Origin of the sequence: Micromonospora echinaurantiaca, from assembly GCF_900090235.1 — a bacterium.
GTDB classification, from domain to species: domain Bacteria; phylum Actinomycetota; class Actinomycetes; order Mycobacteriales; family Micromonosporaceae; genus Micromonospora; species Micromonospora echinaurantiaca.
On sequence record NZ_LT607750.1, the window covers coordinates 2762600 to 2785495 of the forward strand.

General features: G+C 76.0%; 20 protein-coding genes. 8 read left to right on the forward strand and 12 right to left on the reverse strand.

All coding sequences use genetic code 11. The features are described 5' to 3' along the window. Positions 1–9: 9 nt before the first annotated feature. A complete protein-coding gene (locus GA0070609_RS12725; RefSeq protein ID WP_088994013.1) occupies positions 10–837 on the reverse strand; it encodes a hypothetical protein in 828 nt (275 codons plus the stop codon). A gap of 244 nt (positions 838–1081) precedes the next feature. Between GA0070609_RS12725 and GA0070609_RS12730 the strand changes: the two genes are divergently transcribed. The 3 genes from GA0070609_RS12730 to GA0070609_RS12740 all read left to right on the forward strand — a co-directional run bounded on the left by GA0070609_RS12730 (position 1082) and on the right by GA0070609_RS12740 (position 3174). After that, on the forward strand, positions 1082–1288 hold the full coding sequence (locus GA0070609_RS12730; RefSeq protein WP_088994014.1) for a hypothetical protein: 207 nt from the start codon (positions 1082–1084) through the stop codon (positions 1286–1288). 131 nt (positions 1289–1419) lie between these two features. Next, positions 1420–2067, forward strand: coding sequence for a class I SAM-dependent methyltransferase (locus tag GA0070609_RS12735; protein ID WP_197700261.1), 648 nt, complete (start codon positions 1420–1422; stop codon positions 2065–2067). 147 nt (positions 2068–2214) lie between these two features. After that, positions 2215–3174: a TIGR03557 family F420-dependent LLM class oxidoreductase gene (locus GA0070609_RS12740; protein WP_088994015.1), complete on the forward strand. Its 960-nt coding sequence runs from the start codon at positions 2215–2217 to the stop codon at positions 3172–3174. Positions 3175–3254: 80 nt separating this feature from the next. Here GA0070609_RS12740 and GA0070609_RS12745 read toward each other — a convergent pair whose 3' ends face one another. From GA0070609_RS12745 to GA0070609_RS12765, 5 genes are all read right to left on the reverse strand, one after another. After that, positions 3255–4892 (reverse strand): right-handed parallel beta-helix repeat-containing protein, encoded by a 1638-nt coding sequence (locus GA0070609_RS12745; protein ID WP_157748125.1) that lies wholly within the window; start codon positions 4890–4892, stop codon positions 3255–3257. Between the two features lie 190 nt (positions 4893–5082). Beyond that, a complete protein-coding gene (locus tag GA0070609_RS12750; RefSeq protein ID WP_088994016.1) occupies positions 5083–7179 on the reverse strand; it encodes an APC family permease in 2097 nt (698 codons plus the stop codon). Between the two features lie 172 nt (positions 7180–7351). Beyond that, positions 7352–7744 carry a hypothetical protein gene (locus GA0070609_RS12755; RefSeq protein WP_172899333.1) on the reverse strand — a complete coding sequence of 131 codons (393 nt, stop codon included), beginning with the start codon at positions 7742–7744 and terminating at the stop codon, positions 7352–7354. Between the two features lie 332 nt (positions 7745–8076). After that, a complete protein-coding gene (locus GA0070609_RS12760) occupies positions 8077–8847 on the reverse strand; it encodes a DUF5995 family protein (RefSeq protein WP_088997697.1) in 771 nt (256 codons plus the stop codon). Between the two features lie 106 nt (positions 8848–8953). Next, positions 8954–11854 carry a helix-turn-helix transcriptional regulator gene (locus GA0070609_RS12765; RefSeq protein WP_088994017.1) on the reverse strand — a complete coding sequence of 967 codons (2901 nt, stop codon included), beginning with the start codon at positions 11852–11854 and terminating at the stop codon, positions 8954–8956. A 188-nt stretch (positions 11855–12042) separates the two neighbouring features. Between GA0070609_RS12765 and GA0070609_RS12770 the strand changes: the two genes are divergently transcribed. Both GA0070609_RS12770 and GA0070609_RS12775 read left to right on the forward strand, forming a co-directional pair. Further along, entirely contained in the window at positions 12043–14469 is a 2427-nt protein-coding gene (locus GA0070609_RS12770) for an adenylate/guanylate cyclase domain-containing protein (protein ID WP_088994018.1), read from the forward strand. 116 nt (positions 14470–14585) lie between these two features. Beyond that, entirely contained in the window at positions 14586–15482 is an 897-nt protein-coding gene (locus GA0070609_RS12775; RefSeq protein ID WP_088994019.1) for an aldo/keto reductase, read from the forward strand. Between the two features lie 42 nt (positions 15483–15524). On the opposite strand, the gene GA0070609_RS12780 is transcribed toward GA0070609_RS12775, so the two are convergent. The 6 genes from GA0070609_RS12780 to GA0070609_RS12805 all read right to left on the reverse strand — a co-directional run bounded on the left by GA0070609_RS12780 (position 15525) and on the right by GA0070609_RS12805 (position 20896). After that, the gene (locus GA0070609_RS12780; RefSeq protein WP_088994020.1) at positions 15525–16190 is read right to left on the reverse strand and encodes a flavin reductase family protein; all 666 of its coding nucleotides are present in this window, start codon (positions 16188–16190) and stop codon (positions 15525–15527) included. A gap of 64 nt (positions 16191–16254) precedes the next feature. Further along, positions 16255–16818, reverse strand: coding sequence for a dienelactone hydrolase family protein (locus GA0070609_RS12785; protein ID WP_088994021.1), 564 nt, complete (start codon positions 16816–16818; stop codon positions 16255–16257). Between the two features lie 66 nt (positions 16819–16884). After that, positions 16885–17994, reverse strand: coding sequence for a nucleotide disphospho-sugar-binding domain-containing protein (locus GA0070609_RS12790; RefSeq protein ID WP_088994022.1), 1110 nt, complete (start codon positions 17992–17994; stop codon positions 16885–16887). 44 nt (positions 17995–18038) lie between these two features. Further along, on the reverse strand, positions 18039–18419 hold the full coding sequence (gene paaI / locus GA0070609_RS12795; protein WP_088997698.1) for a hydroxyphenylacetyl-CoA thioesterase PaaI: 381 nt from the start codon (positions 18417–18419) through the stop codon (positions 18039–18041). A gap of 31 nt (positions 18420–18450) precedes the next feature. Next, the gene (gene paaK, locus GA0070609_RS12800) at positions 18451–19758 is read right to left on the reverse strand and encodes a phenylacetate--CoA ligase PaaK (protein ID WP_088997699.1); all 1308 of its coding nucleotides are present in this window, start codon (positions 19756–19758) and stop codon (positions 18451–18453) included. Positions 19759–19930: 172 nt separating this feature from the next. Then, on the reverse strand, positions 19931–20896 hold the full coding sequence (locus GA0070609_RS12805) for a zinc-binding dehydrogenase (protein ID WP_088994023.1): 966 nt from the start codon (positions 20894–20896) through the stop codon (positions 19931–19933). Between the two features lie 231 nt (positions 20897–21127). Here GA0070609_RS12805 and GA0070609_RS12810 point away from each other — a divergent pair, with 231 nt between their 5' ends. The 3 genes from GA0070609_RS12810 to crcB all read left to right on the forward strand — a co-directional run bounded on the left by GA0070609_RS12810 (position 21128) and on the right by crcB (position 22853). After that, complete coding sequence (locus GA0070609_RS12810) at positions 21128–21886, forward strand: class I SAM-dependent methyltransferase (protein ID WP_088994024.1); 759 nt, start codon at positions 21128–21130, stop codon at positions 21884–21886. Between the two features lie 68 nt (positions 21887–21954). Further along, positions 21955–22494, forward strand: a complete 540-nt coding sequence (locus GA0070609_RS12815; RefSeq protein WP_088994025.1) for a fluoride efflux transporter FluC — start codon at positions 21955–21957, stop codon at positions 22492–22494. Beyond that, positions 22491–22853, forward strand: coding sequence for a fluoride efflux transporter CrcB (gene crcB, locus GA0070609_RS12820; protein ID WP_088997700.1), 363 nt, complete (start codon positions 22491–22493; stop codon positions 22851–22853). Before GA0070609_RS12815 ends, crcB begins: the two co-directional genes overlap by 4 nt. Positions 22854–22896 lie beyond the last annotated feature (43 nt).

The window sequence follows — 22896 nt, forward strand, 5'->3', positions numbered from 1 at the left end:
GGCGACCGGTCACACCAGCGCCTCGGCGTAGGCCCGGACCCGCAGCCGCTGCCCCGCGGCGGGGCCGAGGCGTACCTGGAGCCCCAACGGCGCCGCCGCCCGGCGCACCTGGTCGAGGTGGAGCGACCCGTGCCGGTCGACGGTGAGCACCGGCGGCTCCTCCGGGTCGCCCGTGGGCGCGTGGAACGACAGCAGGGTCACCGACGCCGGCAGGTGGTCGGGGTACGCGGCCCGGGCCGCCGCCTCGTCCCGGTGTGCGAGGACGACCAGGTCGTCGAGGTGGGCGAAGTCCGCCACGATGCCGTCGGCCCGCCAGTGCGCCGGCTCCTCGTCCGCTCCGGTCAGGTGCCGGGACCGGTTCGCCGAGGTGATGTAGAGGTGCTCCACCCCGGCCTCGGCGACCGCCCGGGCGAAGAAGGCGTTCGACGGGCAGGCGAGCCCGGGCGCGATCACCTGGGTGGTGCGTACCCCCTGGTCGTGCTGGGTCAGGTGGGCGGGCAACCCGGCAGCGGCCGGCCCCCGGAAGCCGAACGGGCCCGCGCCGTAGAGCGCGTCCATCAGCTGGCGGACCCGCCGCTGCGGCAGCCGGTGCGGCACCAGCGACCAGTCGAACAGGTCGGCGATCCGGCCGGGCGTGGCGGTGATGCTCCCGACCTGGCCGGCCGGCCGCCCCTTGGCGAGGTTGACCCGGCGCACGGTGCCGGCGTCCGGCCGGGTGACCACGGCGTAGAAGTTCCCGAACGCGACCGCGACGACCGCGCCGCCGGCCAGCGCGCGGGCCGCCACGGCCACGTCCTCGGGACGGTCGACGAACAGGTGCGGTCTCCAGACGCCCATGGGTCCTCCTCGGCGGGCCGTGACGCAGTTGTACGTCCGTCGCGGTGCCCGGCACGGTGGTGGGTCGTCGATCCGATAGTCGACCCGCCGCAGCCGGCGCGGGCGGGCGATCCGCCGCCGTACCACCGGCCGGCCGCGCCCGACGGACGGGGCGGTCCGGCCGACCGATCGGTGCCTCCGTTAGCCGATCGGCGCGATTGGGTACAACGCCTGCACCTCGAACCCACCACCCCTGGAGGCAACCATGCGCGGCACCTCGATACTCGGAGTCCTGGTCGTCATCTGGCTGATCATCGGCGCGATCGCCGCCGGCCAGCGCGGTTACTACGGCAACGACGACACCAACTGCGCGGAGGCCGGCACGATCCTGGTGACCATCGTGGCCGGACCGCTGAACTACATCGGCGCCAACCCGAAGGTCGACTGCGAGCTGCCCGAGCCGTCCAAGTAGGACGCTCCAGTCCGGCCCGCGCCCCCGCGGCGCGGGCCGTCGCGTGCCGGTCCGGCCGGCGCCTGCCCGGAAGGTCAGGAAGAGGGCCGGCGGGGCAGCCGGACCGGGGCGGACGGTCCAGACTGGTCACCGTGACCGAGACGACCGACACCCGACGCAGCTACGACCAGGTGGCCGGCCGGTACGCGGCGGAGATCGGCGACGAGCTGACCGGCAAGCCGCTGGACCGGGCGCTGCTCGCCGCGCTGGCCGAGTTCGGCGCCGGCGGGCCGGTGCTGGACGTGGGCTGCGGGCCCGGCCAGGCCGCGGCCGAGCTGGCCGGGCGGGGCGCGCGCCCGGTGGGCGTCGACCTGTCGCCGGCGATGTGCGCGCTCGCCCACCGCGCCACCGCGCTGCCCTGCTGCGCGGCGGACATGACCGCGCTGCCGGTCCGCTCCGCCGCGGTGACCGCGATCGTCTGCCTGTACGCGGTGATCCACCTCGACCCGCCCCGGCGGGCCGCCGCCTACGCCGAGTTCGCCCGGGTGCTGCGCCCCGGCGGCAGCGCCCTGATCGCCTTCCACACCGGCGACGAGCAGACCCCGCCCGGGCAGGCCCGGACGCTCACCGACTGGTGGGGGCACCCGGTGGCGCTGACCTTCCGGTTCCTCGACCCGGCGGCCGAGGTGGCCGCCCTCGCCCGGGCCGGGCTCGCCCTCACCGCGCGGTTGGACCGCCGGCCGGACCCGGCGCGGGAGCACGCCAGCGAGCGCTGCTACCTGCTGGTGCGACGCGCCTGAGCGGCCGGCGACCGCGCCGAGGCCGCCCAGGGGCCGCTCAGAGCACCGCTCAGGGGCCGCTCAGCGGCCCGCTCAGCGGTGACGTTTGCCGCGGGTCGCGGCGGGAACGGCCCTGGCTCCACCGCCGCACGGACGGGAGCAGGGCACATGCAGATCGGCTACAAGCTCGCCGCGGAGGGCTACGGACCGCAGGAGATGATCCGGCAGGCGGTCCGGGCCGAGCAGGTCGGCTTCGACTTCGTCGAGATGAGCGACCACTTCCACCCGTGGCTGGAAGCCCAGGGCCACTCGTCGTTCGCCTGGAGCGTGCTGGGCGCCGTCGCGGCCCGGACCACCACCCTGCGGCTGGCCACCGGCGTCACCTGCCCCACCGTCCGCTACCACCCGGCGATCATCGCCCAGGCCGCCGCCACCCTGGCCCTGATCTCCGACGGGCGGTTCACCCTCGGCGTGGGCGCCGGGGAACGGCTCAACGAGCACGTGGTCGGGCAGGGCTTCCCGAGCGTACGCGGGCGGCACGAACGGCTCCGCGAGGCGCTGGAGATCATCCGGCTGCTCTGGCAGGGCGGCTACCAGTCGTACGACGGCAGGCACCTGCAGCTGGAGGACGCCCGGGTCTTCGACCTGCCCGACACTTCGCCGGTGATCGCGGTGGCGGCCAGCGGGCCGGACTCCGCCGCGCTGGCCGCCGAGCTGGGTGACGGGCTGTTCGCCACCGAGCCGAAGGGGTCGATCGTCGAGCACTACCGCTCCGCCGGCGGGCAGGGCCCGCGGTACGCCGAGGTGCCGCTGGCCTGGGCCACCGACGAGGGGCAGGCGGTGCAGGCGGTGCTGCAGACCAGCCGCTGGATGGTCACCGGCTGGAAGGTGATGAGCGAGCTGCCCAACCCGGTGAACTTCGACGCGGCCAGCTCGTACGTGGAGGAGCGGCACGTCCGCGAGCTGTTCGCCGTCGGCCCCGACCCGGAGGTGCACGTCCAGGCGGTGCGGCCGTACCTCGACGCCGGCTTCGACCACATCGTGCTGCAGAACGCCGGCCCGGACCCGGACGGCTTCCTCGACTTCTTCGCCGCCGAGCTGGCCTCCCGGCTGCGCGCGCTCGGCTGATCCGGACGGCGGGCGGCCCGCCGGGGCGATCGCAGGATCGTCCCCGGCGGGCCGCGGATGGGCAGAGCCGATGGTCGCGGTCAGCGGAAGCAGTGGGTGACCGGCACCCGGGAGCCCGCGCAGTTGGTGGGCCGGTTCTCGATGACGTCGGTCTCGTCGTCGACCGTCACCCGGGCCTTGTCGGCGTGGATGCCACCCGGGCCGGTGGTCCCCCCGTTGCGGATCACCTCGCTGCGGTGGAGCGTGAGCTGCCCGAGAGAGGCGAAGATGCCGCCGCCCGTCGACCGGGCCCCGACGGCGGTGTTGCGGCTCACCTCGCTCTGCCGCACCAGCAGGTTGGACTTCTCGGCGTAGAGGCCGCCGCCGTTGCCGCGCGCGGTGTTGCCGGCCACCACGCTGTCGTCGAGCGGGACCAGCCCCTGGAAGGTGGAGATGCCGCCGCCGTTGCCGGTGGCGGTGTTGTCCCGCACGGTGAGCCGGCGCAGGAAGAGCACCGCGTCCGAGTTGGCCAGGCCGCCGCCGATCTGGGCGGTGTTGCCGAGCACCTTGGTGTCGGAGACCCGGGTCCGGGCGGAGAAGCTGGCCACGCCACCGCCGTGGGTGGCGGTGTTGTGCGCGAAGGTGCTGCCCTGCACCTCGGCCGCGCCGCGATAGTTGGCCAGCCCGCCGCCGTACGCGACGGCGCTGTTGTCGCGGAACTCGGAGCGGTGCATGGTGAGCACGCCGCCGTTGAGGAACCCGCCGCCCTTGCCCGCCTTGCCGGCCGCGTTGTTCGACACGAAGGTGCTCTCGTCGACCAGCATGTTGCCGTCGTTGAAGATGGCGCCACCGCCGCCCTCCGCCGAGAGCGAGACGCTGTGGGTGATCGTGGTGCGCTCGACGACGGCCGAGGCGCCGTGCACGACGTGGATGGCGCCGCCCTCGGCGGCCGACCGGCCGTTGCGCAGGACGACGTCACGCAGGGTCAGCTCGCCGCCGTCGCGGACGGTGAAGAACCGGAACGCCTCGGCGTCGGTCTTGCGGACGATGGTCGCGCCCGCGCCCTCGATGGTGACCGGGTGGTAGATCACCGGCAGGCCGGACTTGTCGTCGGCCGGGTTGCGCGGCGGCGCCTCGGCGTCACCGGGGTTCTCCGCCGTGTCGGCGGCCTCCCGGGCGTCGCGGATCCCGCCGTCGTACTGGTCGGGCTGCCCGAACGCGTGGGTGAGCGGGTACGTGCACTTCGGCGCGAGCCGGAGGGTGCCGCCGCCCTCGGCGTTGACCCGCACCAGCGCCGCGATGAGTTGGGCGGAGTCGCACGGCACCGCGATCGCGTCCCGGTGCCACCGGTTGCCGCCGCCGTCGCGACGCTGGTGCGGGTCGTCCCCGGTGCCACGCGACTCCTGCGGGTCTCCTCCGGCGGCCCGCTCCCAGCCGCTGCGCGGGTCGTCCGGTCGCCCGTCCGTGCCCTGCGGGCCCGCCTCGTACCGGCGCTCACCGCCGTCGGGCCGCTCGCCCGCCCGTCGCGGGTGCTCCGGGTCGGTCGGGTCGCCGGTGGGCACCAGCACAGGCCGGCCCTGATCGGGTGCGGAGAGCCCGTGGTCGGCGGCGCTCGCCGCGCCCCCGCCCAGCCCCACCGCCGCGACCACCAGGCTGCCCGCCACGACGCCGCCGGCTAAGAACCACCGGGATCGTCGCCTGGGTCGTGCTGGGCGCCGGCTCCCCTGGTAGGTGGACATCACGCTTCCCTGCCTCTCGTGCGGATGACACGGCCGCGCCGAGACGGGCGCGGCGTGGCTGGCTCGCCGCAGCCACTGAAAGTCACGATACGGTGGGTAACCGGACAAGTCCGTCGAACATGAATAAACGTGTCGTTCGCCTTCATCTACCCCAGCACGGCACCGAACGGTTTGCTCCGGCGGCCGCGAGTCATCCGCCGACGTGGATTCCCGGGCGGCGGGTCGGGTCGGGCTCGGAACGGCGCAGGATCTCCCGGACCACCGGCGGGGTGTCGCCGCGACCGAGGATCAGGTACCGGAGCAGGTGGGCGACCGGGCTGCCCTCCGACCACTCGAAGTGCGCGTGCGGCCGCACCCCAGTGGCGTCGCGGAGCGCGAGCAGGATCGCCGCGATGGCGTTCGGGGCGGCCGGGCTGCTGGCCCGCAGCACCCGGAACCCGCCGACCTCCACGCCGTGCACCCGCAGCACCTGGCTGAACTCGGACGGGTCGACCACGTCGATCTCCAGGAAGAGCACGTCGGCCGCGCCCGGCACCGGGTTCATCCCGCGCTGCGCCCGCTCCTTGACGGTGTACTCCTTGACCGCGCCGCTGTCGCGCCGGTTGGCGATCAGGTGCAGCCGGCCGTCGTGCGCCAGCGACTCCCGGATGTAGCGCCGGGCCGGCTCGTCGAACTCGATCCGCTCGGCGCGCAGCTCGGTGGTGCGGGTGACCCGGGAGACCAGCGAGACGGCGATGATGCCGAGGATGAACAGGGCCGAGATGGTGATCCCGTCCGGTTGCTCGATGACGTTCTCGACCAGCGCGTACAGCAGCACGAGGACGAGCACGGTGAAGCCGGTGGCGACGCCCCGCCGGTGCTGGCGGGCCGTCGCGATGGCCACCGCCACCGCGGCGGAGACCATCATCGCGAGGATCCCGGTGGCGTACGCCCCGGCCTGGGCGTTCACGTCGGCCCGGAAGATGATGGTGATGGCCACGCAGACCAGCGTGTAGACGATGACCACCGGCCGCACCGCGCGGGCCCACTCGGGCGCCATCCCGTACGAGGGCAGGTAGCGGGGCACGATGTTGATCAGGCCGGCCATCGCCGAGGCGCCGGCGAACCACAGGATCAGCATGCTGCTGACGTCGTACACCGTGCCGAAGCCCTCGCCGACGTGCTCGTGGGCGAGGAACGCCAGCGCCCGCCCGTTGGCCGCGCCGCCCGGCTCGAACTCCTCGGCGGGAATCAGCGCCGTGGTGACGAACGTGGTGGTGACCAGGTACACCGACATGATCAGCGCGGCGGTGGTGAGCAACCGGCGGGTGTTGCGGATCCGGGCGGCCAGCCGGGCCTGCGGGTCCGGGCCCCGCCCGGCCACCAGCGGCATCATGCTGACCCCGGTCTCGAAGCCGGACAGCCCCAGCACCAGCAGCGGGAAGGCGAGCACGGCGGTCAGCGCCACGTCGGCGGGCCCGCCGGTGGCGGTCAGCGCGGCGGTCCAGTCGGACAGCAGGCCCGGGTCCGCCACGATCTCGGCCACCGCGACCACCACGACCACCGCGTTGAGGGCGAGGAAGACGACGACCAGCGGGATCGCCACCACCACGGCCTCGCGGAACCCGAGCAGGAACACCCCACCGAGGACCAGCAGCAGGAGCACGGTCACCGCCACCGCCACCAGCGGGCCGCCGAACCCCGCCGGCAGGTACGGGTTCTCCAGCAGGTGCACGGTGGCGTCGGCCGAGGAGAGAGTGATCGTGATGATCCACGAGGTGGCCACGAAGCCGAGCAGGACGAGGACGAAGATCTTGCCCCGCCAGAACGGCAGCAGCCGCTCCAGCATCGCCACCGACCCCTGCCCGTGCGGGCTCTCCCGGGCCACCCGGCGGTACATCGGCAGCATCCCGAACAGGGTGAGCGCCACGATCAGCAGGGTCGCCAGCGGCGACAACGCCCCGGCGGCCACCGCCGCGATGCCGGGCAGGTAGGACAGCGTGGAGAAGTAGTCCACCCCGGTCAGGCACATCACCTGCCACCAGGCGTGCGACCGGGCCTGCCGCTCGGTGGTCTCCGGACCGAGCGGCTGCACCTGGTGCTCGAACAGCCACCGGCGCAGCCGGCCCTCCGGCTCCTGCCGGCGCACCAGGTTCTCCACCCGCTCCGGGACGCTGACCCGGCGGCCGGCACGGTCGCCGGGTCGGGTCGGGTCGCGGGCGGCACGCAGCTCCGGCCCCGGACCCCCGGACGCCGGCTGCGGGCGCCCACGCGGGCGTCGCGTCTTCCCCCGCTGCTCGTCAGCCATCCCCCGTCCCACCCTCGGCCGTCCTGCCCAAAAGGTAGGCGGTGGCCGGCGGCCGGCCGGGCGGAACGGACGAAGCCGGCCGGTCCCACCGCGTTCGCGGAACGGACGAAGCCGGCCCGGACCCGCCCGGGCGGGTCCGGGCCGACGCCGGAGCGGGGTGCACCGAGGCCGCTCAGCGGGTCACCGGGCCGGACAGCACGCGGGCCAGGCCGTCCGGGTCGGCGACCGTCACGGTCACCGCCGGGTGCCGCAGCCAGCCGCCGGGCAGCAGGGCGGGAACCGGTTCGGCGAACCGGACGCAGACGCCGGCCCGGGTACTGCTGCCGAACGTGACGCCGGCGTCGGCGAGCGACAGGTGCGGGCCGATCGCCCGCCACCAGCGATACGGCCCGGCCACCTCCACCCCGGTGACGTTGCCCCGGCCGGTGCGCAGCCGCCACGGACCGAACCGGACGATCAGTTCCGCGTCGTCGACCCGTACCCACGCCGTGGCGGGCCGGACGCCGACCAGCGCGAGACCCGGCCGGAACACCCGGCCGAACCGGAAGGCGAACCGATGGGTCACCGGGCCCCACCCCGGCGACGCCCGTCGCCCGGCCGGGCGGGGCGCGGCGGTGCGTCGGGTCGGGGGCGGGGTCGCGCCGCGGGCCGGCGCCAGGCCTGGACGTCCATGGCCCGCGCGTACCCCGTGCGGGCCGGCCGACACCCCCCGGGCCGGCCGGCCCTCCCCCACGGTCGCGGCGGGCGCCCCCCGGGCCCGGCCGCGATGCCTCCGGCGTCCGCCGGCCGTCGCGGGTCGTCCGGCCGGGTCCCCCACCCCCCGTGCCGGCCGGCGACCCGCCGGCGGACATGTCCCCGCGCCCCACGTGGGCGGAGCGCGGGGACCCCCCGTCCCGGCTACTGCAGGAACGCCCCGAGGGGCGAGAGCAGCAACCGACCGAGCAGCGCGGCGTTGTCGTCCAACCGCGCGCGCTCGCACTCGTGGGCGGCCGGATCGTGCCGGCAGCGCCAGATCTTCTGCGCGTTGCGCCAGGCGACGTCGCGGGTGTACTCGATCAGTTCACCCTGGTACCAGTCGTCGATGTCGCCGTTGAGCATGTCGATGAGCAGTTGCCAACGGTCCAGGTAGCCGCGCCGCAGCCCCGGGATCTTGTCGGCGAAGATGTTGTTGATCTCAAGGTAGTCCCGGTGCTGGTCGGTGCCGTCGACCGGCTCCGACTCCAGGCTGTCGAACGTGGTGACCAGGGCGAACGGCAGGTCGAAGTTGATGTGCGCGTTCACCCCCGCGGCGGCCGACGGCAGCGGCCGGGCGTCCGGGCCGCGCATCCGCTCGAACAGGCACGACCAGGCCTTGGGGCAGCCCGGGCTGGAGTCCGTCCAGAGCCGCATCGCGTCGAAGTAGCGGGCCGCGAACTCCACGTCGAGCCGGGACAGAAACACCGGGTCGGCGAACCGGTCGTCGTAGAGACCGTCCAGCACGCTGGTGGTGATGGTCAGGTAGAGCTTGTTGAAGTCGGCGAGCGGGCAGCTCTCCTCCAGCGGAGGCAACCGCACCAGCAGGTCCTGGAGCTTGGTGAGGTGGTCGACCACCGCCGGCACGTCGGCGGGGTGGTCGGCGAGCAGGTCGACGATGTCCCGGTGCACGGGCCCCCAGACCGGTTCCGTCATCTTCTCCTCCACACTGCCGCGCGACACCCCGTCGGTGATACGGCACAGCCTTCCAGCCGGCGACTGTCCGCCGGATCAGTAGAACGACGTATCCGTACCGCGCGAGTCAGGCCGACCGGCTACGCAGGTAGATGGCGCTGGCCTGGACCCGGGTGCGGACCTGGAGCTTGTCGAAGATGTGCGACACGTGCACCCCGATGGTCCGTTCGCTGATGAACAGCCGCTGCCCGATCTCCTTGTTGGTCAGCCCCTCGGCCACGGCGGCGAGCACCTCGCGCTCCCGGGCGGTCAGCACCGCCAACTCGTCGCCGTCCGGACCGGCGGCCGCGCCGGCGTTCCCGACCGGGCCGCGCTCCTCAAGCCGCACCCGGGCCCGGCCGGCGAGGGTACGGATCTCCGAGGTCAACGGCACCGCGCCGAGCCCCTGGGCCACCTGGTACGCCTGCCGCAGCAGCTTCCCCGCGGTGGCGCTGCGGCTGCGCCGGGCCAGCAGCGCCTCGGCCTGCCGCAGCCGCGAGTAGGCGGCCGGATAGGGGTGGTTGCGCCGGTCCCACTCGGCCGCCGCGTGCGCCCACAGCTCCGGGTCGCTGCCGTCGAGCCGGCTCACCTCTGCGGCGCAGAGCGCCAGGAACCCGTCGACCACGTCGCGGACCGGGCGGGCGGCGTGCTCGCTCTTGCGGGCCACCCGCTCGGCGACCTCCCGCAGCCGGCGCACCGCTGTCTGGTCGACCGCCACGGCGCGGCTGGCGTGCGCCTCCGCCTCGGCCCGCAGGCCATGCCAGACCAGCGTGGCGAGGATGCCCACGTCATCGGAGCGGCTCTCGGTCAGGCCACGCTGCACCGCCTGCCGGGCCAGGTCGTGCCGGCCCTGCCACATCGCCAGGCCGGCCCGCAGGGTGAGCAGCGGGATCACGTGCCGGGCACCGCCGCCGGCGAGCATCGTGGCCACCGAGTCGAGGTCCCGGTCGGCGGCCTCGATGTCGCCGTAGCCGACCGAGAGGCGGCACCGGGCCAGCAGCAGCTCCACGGCGTCGGCGCCGGACGGGCGGTGCCGCAGCGCCGCCGCGACCACCTTCTCCGCCTCGGACCACTGGCCGACCCGGAACAGCCCGTTGGTGGCGATGGCCAGCAGCCGCGTCTCGTAGGTGCGGCCGAGGCCCAGCTCGGCGACCCGCTCGGCGCCCCGGCGGGCCACCACCACGCCCTCCTCCAGGACGTTCAGCGGCCCGGTGAGCAGCTCGGCCAGGTGCAGGTACGCGCAGGCCACGTCCTCCGGCCGGCCGGCCCGCTCGGCGGTCTCCAGCGCCTCGCGCATCACCGCCAGCCCGGCGTCCGGATCCTCCAGGTACGCCTCGGAGAAGCCGAGCGCCGCGCTGGCCAGCACCGCCTCGGAGGTGGAGCCCTCCACCCGGGCCGCCAACCGCAACGCCTCCCGGGCGCGGCGGCCGGCGTCGACGTACCGGCCCAGGTGCAGCAGCAGCTCGGCCAAATGGGCGGCGGCGGTGGCCCGCTCCTGGGGCGTGCAGTCGGCGGCCTCCAGCACCTGCTGGTACTCGGCCTCGGCCGGGGCGGACCGGCCGGCGGCGGCCAGGTAGCGGGCCCGCCGGATGTGCAGCGCGCAGGCGGATCCGCCGGCGTCGGCGGCGACCAGCTCCTCCAGCAGCGCCAGCGCCCGGGCGTGCTCGCCACAGTGGTGGGCCGCCTCGGCGGCGTGTTCGAGCAGGGTGGCCCGGTCCACCGCCGCCGGCCCGCCGGCCGGGGTGTCGGCCAGCTGCAACGCCACCGACCAGTGCCGGTGCGCCTCGGCGTAGCCGTGCAGCCGTTCGGCCTCCCGGGCGGCGGCCATCGCCGCCGGCAGCGCCCGCGCCGGCTCACCGGCCAGCCGCCAGTGGTGCGCCAGCCGGGCCTGGTGCAGCTCGGCCGGCGCCGCGGTGAGCGCTTCGGCGTAGCGGCGGTGCAACGCGGCCCGTTCGGCCGGCAGCAGCTCGTGCTCCAGCACCTCGGCGACCAGCCGGTGCCGCAGCCGGTAGCCGTCGTCCGCGCCGACCAGCAGCCGGTGGGCGACCGCCGCGCGGACCGCCTCGATCAGCTCGTCCTCGGGCAGCCGGACCACCCGGGCCAGCAGCCAGTGCTCGACCGGCTCCACCCCGGCGGCGACCGCGTGCACCACGGCGTGCGCGGGCTGCGGCAGCGCGTCCACCCGGGCCAGGAAGATCTCGCGCAACGTGTCGGAGAGCCCGTCCCGCCCGTCGCGCAGGTCGCGGGCCAGTTCCTCGACCACGAACGGGTTGCCGCCGCTGCGCCGCCAGACCTGCTCGGCCGCCTCCGGGCCCAGCGGGCCGCCGACCACGGCGGCGGCGAGCCGCTCGGTGTCGGGCCGGTCCAGCGGGGCCAGGTCGAGCACCCGCACCGACCGCAGCCGGCGCAGCTCGGTGAGCACCCGGCGCAGCGGATGGGCGCCCTGCAACGACTCGGCCCGCACCGCGGCCAGCACCGACAGTTGCAGGTCGCCGAGGCCGGCCAGCAGGTAGAGCAACAACTGGCGGGTGCTCCGGTCGACCCACTGCAGGTCGTCCAGGACGAGCACCAGCGGCCGCCCCTCGGCGATCAGGTGCAGCCCCCGGGAGACCCGCTCCAGCAGCGCGCCGGCGCCGTCCGGGCCGGCGGTCTCGTCGGCGAAGGTCTGCAGCAGCCCGCGTACCGCCGACGAGGTGCGGGCGTGCGAGGCGGTCAGCTCCGCGTCGAAGCGCCGCAACGCCTGCAGCAGCGGGTGCAGTGGAGAGGCGTCGCCGATGTCCAGACAGGACCCGGTGAGCACCAGGGCGCCGGCCTCGCGCAGCCGGGCGCCCACCTCGCGCAGCAGCCGGGTCTTGCCCACCCCGCTCTCACCGGTGAGAAAGACCGCCGCGGTGTGCCCCGGCGCCACGTCGTCGAGCAGCGCCGACCGCACCGCCGTCAACAGGTCGGCCCGGCCGACGAGCGGTGCGGTGTCCACATCGCTGGCCATGGCACGCAGCCTAGTCACAGGTCCCCGCACCGTTCTACGGCCCGGACGGCGGTGTGGTACTCCTCGCGTCGACATTGCGACCAAAGGTTGCGCGCGGCCGACATACGTCGTTCTGCCGATCCCCCGTCGGCCCGGTGGTGACAGTCTCCGAACGTCATCAGCCAGAAGCGGGGAGAGAGGCGGTGTCCATGCCCACCACCACCATCGCCGACGCGACGCCGGCCACGTCCGGACGTTGGCCGGTGCCCGAGGAACGCCGGATGGTCACCGTACTGTTCGTCGACATCGTCGGGTCCACCGCGCTGGTGACCCGGCTGGACCCGGAGGACGTCCGCACCTTGCAACGGGCCTACTTCGACACCGTCGGCGGGGTGCTGCGGCGGTGGCACGGCGTGGTCGAGAAGTACATCGGGGACGCCGTCATGGCGCTCTTCGGCGCCCGCGACTCGGACGGCTTCGACGCGTACCGGGCGGTGCGGGCCGGGCTGGAGATCCAGCGGGCCCTGGACCGGCGGGCCCTGGCCGGGGGGCCACGGCTGCGGGTGCGGATCGGGGTGGCGACCGGCGAGGCGGTGGTGGACCTGGCCGGCGCCCGCGACGGCGGGCACGGCGCGGCCAGCGGCGCGGTGATCACCACCGCGGCCCGGCTCCAGGAGTACGCCCCGCCCGGCGGCGTGGCGCTCTGCGCGGCCACCCACCGGGCCACCGCCGGCCTGGTCGAGCAGCGCCGGGTGCCACCGGTGGCGCTGGCCGGCACGGCGTCGCCGGTCGACGTCTGGCACGCCACCGCGCTGGTGCGGCCGGCCCCGGTGCGGCACGACGGCCCGTTCCTCGGCCGCCGCCGGGAGCTGGCCGCCGCCCGGGACCAGATCGTCCGGGCGGTACGGGACCGCCGCCCGCGCTGGGTGTCGCTGGTCGGCTCGGCCGGCAGCGGACGAAGCCGGCTGCTGCACGAGCTGAGCCGGTCGGTGGCGACGGTGGACGCGGTGGCGGTCCGCTGGTGCGTGGCGCGTTGCCTGCCGTACCCGGACCACCCGCTGGCGCCGGTCGCGGAGCTGGTCCGCGGCTTCGCCGGCCTCCGCGCCACCGACCCGCCCGCCTGGGTACGCCGGCGGCTCGGCACCGCCCTCGCCGCACTGGTGCCGCCCGAGCGGCTGCCGGCGGCCGTGTCCACGCTGGCCCGGCTGGTGGCCGGGCCGGACGGGGCTGATCCGGCGGACGCCGGTCTGGCCGGCGCTGCGGCGCTCTGGCGGGAGCTGCTGCTGACGCTGGCCGCCCGGCAGCCGGTGGTGGTGGCGGTGGACGACGTGGACCGGGCCGCGCCCGAGGTGACCGGCTTCCTGCGCGCGCTGCTCGCCGCGGCCACCGGCCGCCGCCTGCCGCTGGCGGTGGTCACCGCGCACCGTCCCCAGTGGGCGGAGCCGTTGCCGGAGCCCTCCGCCCCGGTCGACCTGCGGCCGCTCGGCCCGGTGGACAGCGGCCGGCTGCTGCGCCACCTGCTCCGCCGGGCCGGCCGGCCGGTCGCGCTGGCGGACCGCCTGCTGCCCCTGGTCGACGGCAGTCCGGGCCACGCGGCGGCGTACGTCCGGTCGCTGGTCGAGGGAGCGGACAACGCGGCGGACCTGCCGGTGCCCGAACCGGTCCGCCGGGCCGTCGACGCGCGGCTGGACCGCCTCGACGGCGACCAGCGGGCGGCGCTGATGGCCGTGGCCAGCCGGGCGGCGGCCTGCCCCGCGCCGACCGTGGACCGGCTGCTCGACTGGGCGCCCGGGCGGGCCCGGCCGGTGCTGCGGTCGCTGGTCGCCCTCGGACTGCTCGCCACCCGCCCGAGCGGCGGGTACGCGGTCGCCGAGGCGGTGGTGCGGCAGGTCGCCTACGCCCGGCTGCCCCGGGCGGTACGGGCCGAGTTCGCCCGACGCGCCGCTGAGGCGCCGCGCCCCGGGCCGGCACCCGTCCCCGCCGCCCGCCCGGCACCGGTCGACGCCGCCCAGACGGCAGCGCTCCACACCACCCGGCCGGCACCTCTGCAGGCCGCCCTGGCGGCACCGGTCCGCGCCCTCCAGCCGGCGCCGGTGCACACCACCCAGGCGGCAGCGGCGCACGCCGTACCCCCGCCGCACCCGGCGCCGGCCCGTCCACCCGTCGGCGCACCGGCGCGGCGCCCGTCCACGCTGACCCCGCTGACCGGCCGTCGACCCGCCGGCCGGCCGGCACCTACCGCTTCCACGCCGGCCACGTCCCGCCGATCCACCAGCTCCCCGGCGCCCACCGCCGCCACGCCGACTGCGCACCTGCCCACCGGCCTACGCACCGCACCCACGCCGAACCCCGCCACCGCCCGGCCCGCCGGCGAGCGGGACCGCCCGTCGCCCCCGGCCCGGCCGTCCCGCCCCCGGGTGGTTCCGCTGCGATCACCAGGGCCGTCGACCCAGCGACCCCGCGTCGGCGATCCCGGGAACCGGTGCCGCGGCCTCGCGAAGGCGGCCGGCGACGCCGGCGGGGAGGTCCGGTGGCGTGCCGCCCGGTTCCGCGATGGCGCAGCGGATGGCGGCACGGCGGGGGCCGGACGAGGGCGTACCCCGTCGGTACGGGCGCCCGCCCGGGCGGCCGCCTGACGGCGGCCCGGGGTGGCCGGCTCTCCCCCACGATCCAAGCTATCAGTCGACACCCCCGGGCGGTATCGGGTGCGCGGCCGAGTGCGCAGGTCAGTGCCGTTGGTTAGGTTCGCCCGATGCCTACCGACGAGATCACCGCGGCCGCCGCGGGCAGCTGGACCCTGGGCGACCGCACCGTGCACCGGATGGGGTTCGGCTCGATGCGGATCACCGCGAACCCGGACCGGGACCTGGCCGTCCGCGTCCTGCGGCGAGCGGTCGCGCTGGGTGTCAACCACATCGACACCGCCGCCTTCTACTTCTCTCCGGGCGGGCCGCTGCGGGTGGGCACCGGAGGAGTCCGGTACGCCACCGAACTGATCCGCGAGGCCCTCCACCCCTACCCCGACGACCTGGTCATCGCCACCAAGGTCGGGCCCGACTACCGCACCGGGGCCTGGAGCGGCGAGCTGACCAGCCCGGCCGACCTGCGCCGGCAGGTCGAGGAGAACCTGCGCCGGCTGGGCCGCGACCACCTCGACGTGGTGAACCTGCGGATCGCGCGCCGGCCCGGCGACGACTCGGTGGCGGAGCGCTTCGCCGCCCTCGCCGAGCTGCGGGACGCCGGACTGATCCGCCACCTCGGGCTGTCCAACGTCCGGGTCGACCACCTCCACGAGGCGCAGGCCATCGCGCCGGTGGTGTGCGTGCAGAACGCGTACGCCGTCGACGCGCACCGGATCTCGGACGACCTGCTGCGGGTCTGCGGCGAGCGGGGTGTGGCGTTCGTGCCCTTCTTCGCCCTGGCCGGGGAGCGCCGCGAGGCCGGTGCGACCGCCGAGCACGACGCGGCCGTCCGCGAGGTCGCCCGCGCCCACGGCGCGACCCCGCACCAGGTGCGGCTGGCCTGGACCCTGCACCAGGGACCGCACGTGCTGGCCATTCCCGGCACCGGCGACCCGGAGCACCTGGCGCAGAACGTCGCCGCCGGCGCGTTGCGGCTCTCCCCCGACGATCTGGCCCGCCTCGGCTGACCGCATCACCCGGCCGGCGCCGCGCCGGGCCTGCCGGCCGGCTCAGCCGGAGAGCGTCCCGTGGGGGCGTGGGGTCTGGGAGCGGAAGCTGTGGCCGAGCTCGTCGCCCAGACCGAAGTAGTGGCGGAAGTTGTAGATGAGCGGGCTCCACGCCGACGGGTCGACGTGCTGCGTGCCGGGCAGCACGACCCGCGGATCGGCGTGGACCTTGAGCACCTGGGCCTCGACGATGAGGAAGTCTCCGGCGGCGTCGGGCCGTACCCGGGTCGCGCGGGCCTCCAGGTGCAGCGGGCATTCGGCGACCCGGGGCGGCCGGACCAGCTCGGACGGGACGGGACGCAGGCCGGCAGCGGCGAACTTGTCCGGCTCGAAGCGGAAGGCGCCCCGCTTGTGCTCGGGCACGTCGCGCCGTCCGGTCAGCGGGGCCAGCCGCTCCACCGCGGCCCACTGGGCCGGGCCCGGGAGGTTCACCACCAGGTCGGGGCGGCGCCGCAGGTTGCGGCCGGTCTGCCCGGCCCGGCCCAGCCCCAGGACGACGACCTGACCGAGCGCCCAGGCCGACGACATCGGCGCGAGGTTGACCGAGCCGTCCGCGTTCTCCGTCGACAGCAGCACGACCGGGGTGCCGAAGTACAGGATGCTCGGGGTGATCGCCACGTGGTCGGTGGCCACGCCGGCGGTCGGGGAACTGTCCGACGCTGTGTTCATGGGCAGCGACGGTAGGGCGGGGACCGTTCGGTGGCCGGCGAAGGATCACCGGGCGACCGGCTGGCTAACCGGCGAGGAAGGCCAGGCTCCGATCCCAGGCCCGCACGGCGGCGTGCGCGTCGTGGTCGGGCACGTCCGGGTCGGTGAACAGGTGCCCGGCGCCCGGGTACCGGTACACGTCCACGGCGGCGCCGGCCGCGGTCATCGCCCGCCGCCACTCGTCCACCTCGTCCTGCGGTTCGTACTCGTCCGGGTCGGCCAGGTGCAGCTGAACCCGCAGGCCGGGGCGGACCGCCTCCGGCGCACCGCCGGTGCCGTGCAACAACAGCAGCCCGGCGGTGTCGGGACGCTCGGCGAGCATCGCGCCGGCCACCCCGGCGCCCATCGAGAAGCCGGCCAGCACGGCGTCGGTCGGCGCGTCGCGCAGTGCCGCCCGGGCGCGGTCGAGCACGACCTCCTGGCCGATCTCGTCGAGCAGGGCGAAGCCGTCGGCCACCGTGTCGGCGGCCGGCACGCCGTACAGGTCGGGGGTGGCGACCTCGTGCCCGGCGGCGCGCAGCTCGTCGGCGGCGCGCAGCACGGCCGGGCGCAGCCCGTACACCGAGTGGAAGAGGACGATGTGTCGCATCGGCCCATCGTGCCCGAGACCACCGACAGGACCGCCGCGCCACGCGTGGCCGCCGGCCGCCTCCGGTCAGGCCAGCGCCGCCAGCCGGGGCACCAGGTCGGCCGGCTCCGGCATGGCGGCGATCTCCCGGCTGACCTGCGCCGCAGCGTCGCGCAGCGCGGTGTCGGCGACCAGCCGGGTGAGCGTTGCCGGGGTGATCTCGCGGGTGGCGGCGGCGATGCCCGCGCCGCGGGCCGCCATCAGCTCCGCGTTCTGCCGCCGGTCGCCCGGGCCGACGGTGGCCAGCTGCGGCACCCCGGCGGCCAGGGCGCCGAGGACGCTGCCGGCGCCGCCGTGGTGCACCAGCGCCGCGCCGGCCGCCAGCGCGGCCGGCAGCGGGATCCAGCCGACGGTACGGACGTTGTCGGGCAGTGTTCCCCGGGCCAGCCGCTCGTCCGGTCGGACCAGGACGAACTCCGCGTCCACCCGACCGGCCGCGGCGACCACCGCACGCATCGGGCCACCGCCGCCCGGCCCGGCCACGGTGCTGCGGCTGACCAGCACCCGGGGTCGCTCGCCCGGCTCGCGCAGCCAGTCCGGCAGCTCGCCGCCGCCGACGTACGCGCCGTAGCGCATCGGCCAGCCGTCCTGGCGCAGCACGCTGGGCGGGGCGACCGCGACGGCGGCGGCCGGCGGCGGCAGCTCGGTCAGGCCGTGCCGGCGCAGCGCCGGGGCGAGCCGGGCCACCGTGGCCCGGGCCAGCGCTCGGCCGTCGAAGAGGGAGTTCTCGTGGCGTACCGCCGGCACGCCGAGCCGGGCCGCGGCGACCGCGCCGGCCACCGCGAACGGCTCGTGCACCACCAGGTCCGGCTTCCACTGCTCGGCCAGCGCGACCACCCCGTCGGCGAGCTGGTCGTTGACCGCGCCGAAGAGCAGCCCGGCGCCCCGGGTGCCGGCCCGGCCGGCCAGCTCGGCGCGGGCCACCAGCGGATGGCGCAGCAGCATTCCCCGGGCGATCCGGCCGAAGTCGAACGCCGGCGCGACGTCGCGCACCGGCAGGCCGGAGCGGGCCACGTCCAGCCCGTCGGCGGCCGTGGCCACCAGCACCTCGTGCCCCGCGTCGCGCAGCGCGGCGGCCAGCGGGACGAGCGGGAAGACGTGACCGATCAACGGCGCGGAGACCACCAGGACGCGCATGGCGCCGATGCTAGGCGATCACCACCAGCCGGTGGGGACGTCGCTCAGCCCGGCTGCCCGTTGACGGTGCGGCTGCGGCCGCGGAACTCGGCCACCACCTCGCCGTCCGCACGGGTGACCGTGACGTCGTAGATGCCGCTGCGGCCGTACCGGGTCCGTTCGGTGGCCCGGGCGATGAGCAGGTCCCCCTCGCGGGCCGGCCGGATGAAGGTGATTTCGCCGCCGGCGGCGACGGTGACCGGGCCGTGGCTGTTGCAGGCCAGCGCGAAGGCGGTGTCGGCGAGCAGGAAGACGTAGCCGCCGTGGGCGATCGCGTGCCCGTTGACCATCGCGCCGGTCACCCGCATCCGGGCCTCCGCCGCGCCCTCGGCGGCGGAGACCAGCTCGATCCCGAGATTGCGGGAGGCCGCGTCGGCGTCGAACATGTCGTACGCGGCGTTGCGTGCCTCGCCCACGTCAGCCGCCCCGCCGCTGGTCGACGATCCGGCGCATCTTGCCCATCGACCGCTCCACGCCGTCCGGGGCGATCACGTCGACCGCGACGCTCACCCCGATGGTGTTCTTGACCAGGGCGACCAGTTCCGCGCCGGCCCGCTCGGCGGCGTCGACGGCCACCCCGGCGCGCCGCTCCACCCGTACGGTCAGCGTGTCCATCCGCCCCTGCCGGTCCAGGACGCACTGGAAGTGCGGCGACAGCTGCGGGGTACGCAGGATCAGCTCCTCGATCTGGGTCGGGAAGACGTTCACCCCGCGCACGATCATCATGTCGTCGGTCCGGCCGGTGATCTTCTCGATCCGGCGCATCGGCCGGGCGGTGCCGGGCAGCAGCCGGGTGAGGTCCCGGGTGCGGTAGCGGACCACCGGCATGGCCTCCTTGGTCAGCGAGGTGAGCACCAGCTCGCCCCGCTCCCCGTCGGGCAGCACCTCGCCGGTCACCGGGTCGATGATCTCCGGGTAGAAGTGGTCCTCCCACAGGTGCAGGCCGTCCTTGGTCTCCACGCACTCGTTGGCCACCCCGGGACCCATCACCTCGGAGAGGCCGTAGATGTCCACCGCGTGCATGTCGAGCCGCCGCTCCATCTCGCGGCGCATGTCCTCGGTCCACGGCTCGGCGCCGAAGATGCCCACCCGCAGCGACGTGCCGCGCGGGTCGACGCCCTGCCGCTCCATCTCGTCCACGATGGCCAGCATGTAGCTGGGGGTGACCATGATGACCTCGGGCTGGAAGTCGCGGATCAGCAGCACCTGCCGTTCGGTCATCCCGCCGGAGACCGGGATGACCGTGCAGCCCAGCTCCTCGGCGCCGTAGTGCGCGCCGAGCCCGCCGGTGAACAGCCCGTAGCCGTACGCGACGTGCACCCGGTCGCCCGGGCGGCCGCCGGAGGCGCGGATCGAGCGGGCCATCAGCCGGGCCCAGGTCTTCAGGTCGGCCGCGGTGTAGCCGACCACGGTCGGTCGGCCGGTGGTGCCGGAGGAGGCGTGCAGGCGGGCGATCCGCTCGCGGGGCACGGCGAACATGCCGAACGGGTAGTTCTCCCGCAGCTCGGCCTTGCCGGTCAGCGGGAAGCGGGCCAGGTCGGCCAGCTCCCGGCAGTCGTCGGGGTGCATGCCGGCGGCCTCGAAGGCCCGCCGGTAGTGCGGCACGTTGTCGTACGCGTGCCGCAGCGACCAGCGCAGCCGCTGCAGTTGCAGGGCGCGCAGCTCGTCGACGCCGGCCCGCTCGATCGGTTCCAGCTCCTCCGGGCGAGGGGTCCGGTCCTGCATCGCTACCTCCTGGCTCCTGGCGCGGCCGGCGGGCCGGGTACCGACCCGGGTCGTCCACGCCCGCGCGGTCACCGGGCCCCGGCGCCGGGAGGTCACGCGCCCGCCGATCCGGGTACCGTACGCCCGCCGCCGGGCGGGCACCACCGCCGGGTGGCGCCCGCAGCGGTGGTGGTCAGACGGTGAGCAGCGCCTTGCCGATCACCGTCCGGCCCTCGACGGCCCGGTGCGCGTCGGCGGCCCGGTGCAACGGGAAGGTCTGCCCGATCAGCGGCGTGATCCGCCCGGCCGCCGCCGCGTCGAGCGCGGCGCGCAGGTGCCCGCGGGCCTGCTCCGGCGTGAACTGCACGTCGGCGATGCCGGTGACGGTGATCCGCCGGGCCCGGGCGACCTCCGGATCGGGGATCGCGAACGCCCCGGCCGGGGTGCCGTGCGCGGAGAACCGCCCGCCGGCGCGCACCAGGTCGAAGGCGGCCCGACCGTAATCGCCACCGGCGCCGTCGAAGACCACGTCCATCTCGCCGGCTGCGGCGCGCACCCGGTCGGTCCAGCCCGGCTCGTGGTAGTCGACCACCAGGTCCGCGCCGAGCCGGCGCAGCGCGGCCAGCTTCGCCGGGCCGCGGGCCGCGGCGACGACGAACCCGCCGGTGGCCCGTACCTGCTGCACCAGGACCGCGCCGAGGCCACCGGCGGCGGCGGTGACCAGCACCCGGTCGCCGGCCCGGACCGGCACCAGGTCGAGCAGCCCGAACGCGGTCACCCCGTCGTGCAGCAGCGCGGCCGCGTCGGTGAGCGGGACCGCGTCCGGCACCGGCAGCAGGCCGTCGGCCGGCACCACGGCCCGTTCCAGGTAGCCGCCGCGCTCGTCGGTGCGGGTCACCACCCGCCGGCCGGCCCAGCCCGGGTCGACCCCCGCCCCGACCGCGCCGACCGTGCCGGCCACCCCCACCCCCGGGCGGTACGGGGGCCGCACCGGGAAGTACGTCCCACCCTGGCCGCGCCGGATCATCGTCTCCACCCAGAGGACGTCCGCGACGGCCACCTCCACGACCACCTCGCCGGGACCGGGCACCGGCTCCGGCGCCTCGGTCAATGCCAGCACCTCCGGTCCCCCGAACGCCGTCACCTCGACCACGCGCATGTCACCCTCCACTTCGCTGCGTCGGTACGACCAGCCTCGAAGGTGAAGCGCGGTTGAGGTCAACGGGCGGCCCGGGTGACGCGGCCCACGGCGTCGGCGGCGGAAGCGGGCGGGGCGGGCCGACCTCCGACCCGACCGCGCCTCCGATCATCAGCCCACCATCTCCCGCTATTGCAAAATCTTTGCAACAAGGTCTGGACCGGGGTCCTGGATGTAACTAGCCTGCTGGCTATGACTCCTTACCTGACGAACGCGGCGGCCTGGCAGGAGAGCTGGGACCGCCAGCAGGAGGCGTACCTGCCGGACCGGGAGCACCGGTTCACCGCGATGCTCGACGGGGTCGAGGCGATCCTCGACGGCGAACGGCCCCGCCTGCTCGACCTGGCCGGTGGCACCGGCACCATCTCCCTACGGGCGCTGCGCCGCTTCCCCGACGCCGAGGTGACCCTGCTCGACCTGGATCCGGCGCTGCTCGCCATCGCCCGGGCCACCCTCGGCGACCGGGTCACCGTGGTGACCGCCGACCTCAACCGGCCCGACTGGTCCGCCGCGCTGCCGCACCACGAGTACGACGCCGTGCTCACCGCCACCGCCCTGCACTGGCTGCCGGGCGACCGGCTCGCCCGGCTCTACGCCGAGGTGCGCGACCTGCTGCGCCCGGGCGGCCTCCTGCTCAACGCCGACCACATGCCCGACGACGGCCTCCCGCAGCTCAGCAAGCGCCTGCTGGACCGCGCCCGGGACCGCCGCGACGCCCGGTACGCCGCCGGCGCCGTGCTGTCCTGGTCGGACTGGTGGGAGCGGGCGGCGGCCGACCCGACGCTCGCCCCGTTGGTCGCCCGGCGCCACGAGATCTACCCGACCGGGCACAGCCCGGAGTGGAACCCGCCGGTCTCCTGGCACCTGGCCGCGCTGACCGACGCCGGCTTCACCGAGGTGGGCACACTCTGGCGCGGCGGCACCGACGCCGCCGTGGCGGCGGTGCGCTGACCGCCGGCACGCCCTGCCATGCCCGCGGCATCGCGGGGGCCGACCGGAGATCACCCCGGGGCTCGCGCATGGGGCGTTATGCTGGCGCCCGCCGCCGGACGGCCGCCGGCGGCACCCGCGGCTGTGGAGGAGACGTGACCGGTCCGGCCGAGCCGCCGCGGATCGATCCCGACGTCGACCTGCGCGTACCCGGTGACCGGGGCGAACTCACCGCGCACCCGGCGGCGGTCCTCGGCGCCGTCTCCGCCGGGGGCCTGCTCGGCGCGCTGGCCCGGGCCGGCCTGCAGGCGGCGTTCCCGCACCCACCGGACGGCTTCCCGTGGGCGACCTTCGGGGTCAACCTCAGCGGCTGCCTGCTGATCGGCGTGCTGATGGCCGTGCTCGGCCGCGCCGGCGGCGGGCGGCCGCTGGCCCGGCCGTTCCTGGGCGTGGGGGTGCTCGGCGGCTACACCACCTTCTCCACCTACGCGGTGGACGTCCACCGGGCGCTGCTGGCGGGTGCCCCGGCCACCGCGCTGGCGTACCTCGCCGCCACCCTGGTCGGGGCGCTGCTCGCGGTCTGGGCCGGGGACGCCACCACCGACCGGTTGCTGTGGAGCCGCCGGTGACCGCCCTGCTCGTCGCGCTCGGCGCGGCCGTCGGCGCCCCGCTGCGCTACCTCACCGACCGGGCCGTGCAGGCCCGCCTGGGCTCGGCCTTCCCGTGGGGCACGCTCACCGTCAACGTGGCCGGATCGCTGCTGCTCGGGCTGGTCACCGGACTGCCGACCGACCCGGCGGTGGGCGCGCTGGTCGGCACCGGTTTCTGCGGCGCGCTGACCACCTGGTCCACGCTGAGTTACGAGACGCTCCGGCTGGCCCGCGGCGGCCGGCGGCTGGCCGCGCTGCTCAACGTCACGGCCAGCCTCGCCGCCGGGCTCGCCGCCGCCACCGCCGGCTACGCGCTCGCCCGGGCGCTCACCGGCTGACCGGTCCGGGGCCCAGCCGGTCGGAGGGCGCCCCGGCCCGGGC

What these genes read in the sequence shown, in the direction of transcription:
- GA0070609_RS12725 (WP_088994013.1), bottom strand. Translation starts at nt 837, where the DNA reads ATGGGCGTCTGGAGACCGCACCTGTTCGTCGACCGTCCCGAGGACGTG.
- GA0070609_RS12775 (WP_088994019.1), top strand. Translation starts at nt 14,586, where the DNA reads ATGCCTACCGACGAGATCACCGCGGCCGCCGCGGGCAGCTGGACCCTG.
- paaI (WP_088997698.1), bottom strand. Translation starts at nt 18,419, where the DNA reads ATGTTCGACGCCGACGCGGCCTCCCGCAATCTCGGGATCGAGCTGGTC.
- paaK (WP_088997699.1), bottom strand. Translation starts at nt 19,758, where the DNA reads ATGCAGGACCGGACCCCTCGCCCGGAGGAGCTGGAACCGATCGAGCGG.
- GA0070609_RS12745 (WP_157748125.1), bottom strand. Translation starts at nt 4,892, where the DNA reads ATGTCCACCTACCAGGGGAGCCGGCGCCCAGCACGACCCAGGCGACGA.
- GA0070609_RS12760 (WP_088997697.1), bottom strand. Translation starts at nt 8,847, where the DNA reads ATGACGGAACCGGTCTGGGGGCCCGTGCACCGGGACATCGTCGACCTG.
- GA0070609_RS12780 (WP_088994020.1), bottom strand. Translation starts at nt 16,190, where the DNA reads ATGAACACAGCGTCGGACAGTTCCCCGACCGCCGGCGTGGCCACCGAC.
- GA0070609_RS12785 (WP_088994021.1), bottom strand. Translation starts at nt 16,818, where the DNA reads ATGCGACACATCGTCCTCTTCCACTCGGTGTACGGGCTGCGCCCGGCC.
- GA0070609_RS12730 (WP_088994014.1), top strand. Translation starts at nt 1,082, where the DNA reads ATGCGCGGCACCTCGATACTCGGAGTCCTGGTCGTCATCTGGCTGATC.
- GA0070609_RS12790 (WP_088994022.1), bottom strand. Translation starts at nt 17,994, where the DNA reads ATGCGCGTCCTGGTGGTCTCCGCGCCGTTGATCGGTCACGTCTTCCCG.
- GA0070609_RS12805 (WP_088994023.1), bottom strand. Translation starts at nt 20,896, where the DNA reads ATGCGCGTGGTCGAGGTGACGGCGTTCGGGGGACCGGAGGTGCTGGCA.
- GA0070609_RS12770 (WP_088994018.1), top strand. Translation starts at nt 12,043, where the DNA reads ATGCCCACCACCACCATCGCCGACGCGACGCCGGCCACGTCCGGACGT.
- GA0070609_RS12810 (WP_088994024.1), top strand. Translation starts at nt 21,128, where the DNA reads ATGACTCCTTACCTGACGAACGCGGCGGCCTGGCAGGAGAGCTGGGAC.
- GA0070609_RS12815 (WP_088994025.1), top strand. Translation starts at nt 21,955, where the DNA reads ATGGGGCGTTATGCTGGCGCCCGCCGCCGGACGGCCGCCGGCGGCACC.
- GA0070609_RS12750 (WP_088994016.1), bottom strand. Translation starts at nt 7,179, where the DNA reads ATGGCTGACGAGCAGCGGGGGAAGACGCGACGCCCGCGTGGGCGCCCG.
- GA0070609_RS12740 (WP_088994015.1), top strand. Translation starts at nt 2,215, where the DNA reads ATGCAGATCGGCTACAAGCTCGCCGCGGAGGGCTACGGACCGCAGGAG.
- GA0070609_RS12765 (WP_088994017.1), bottom strand. Translation starts at nt 11,854, where the DNA reads ATGGCCAGCGATGTGGACACCGCACCGCTCGTCGGCCGGGCCGACCTG.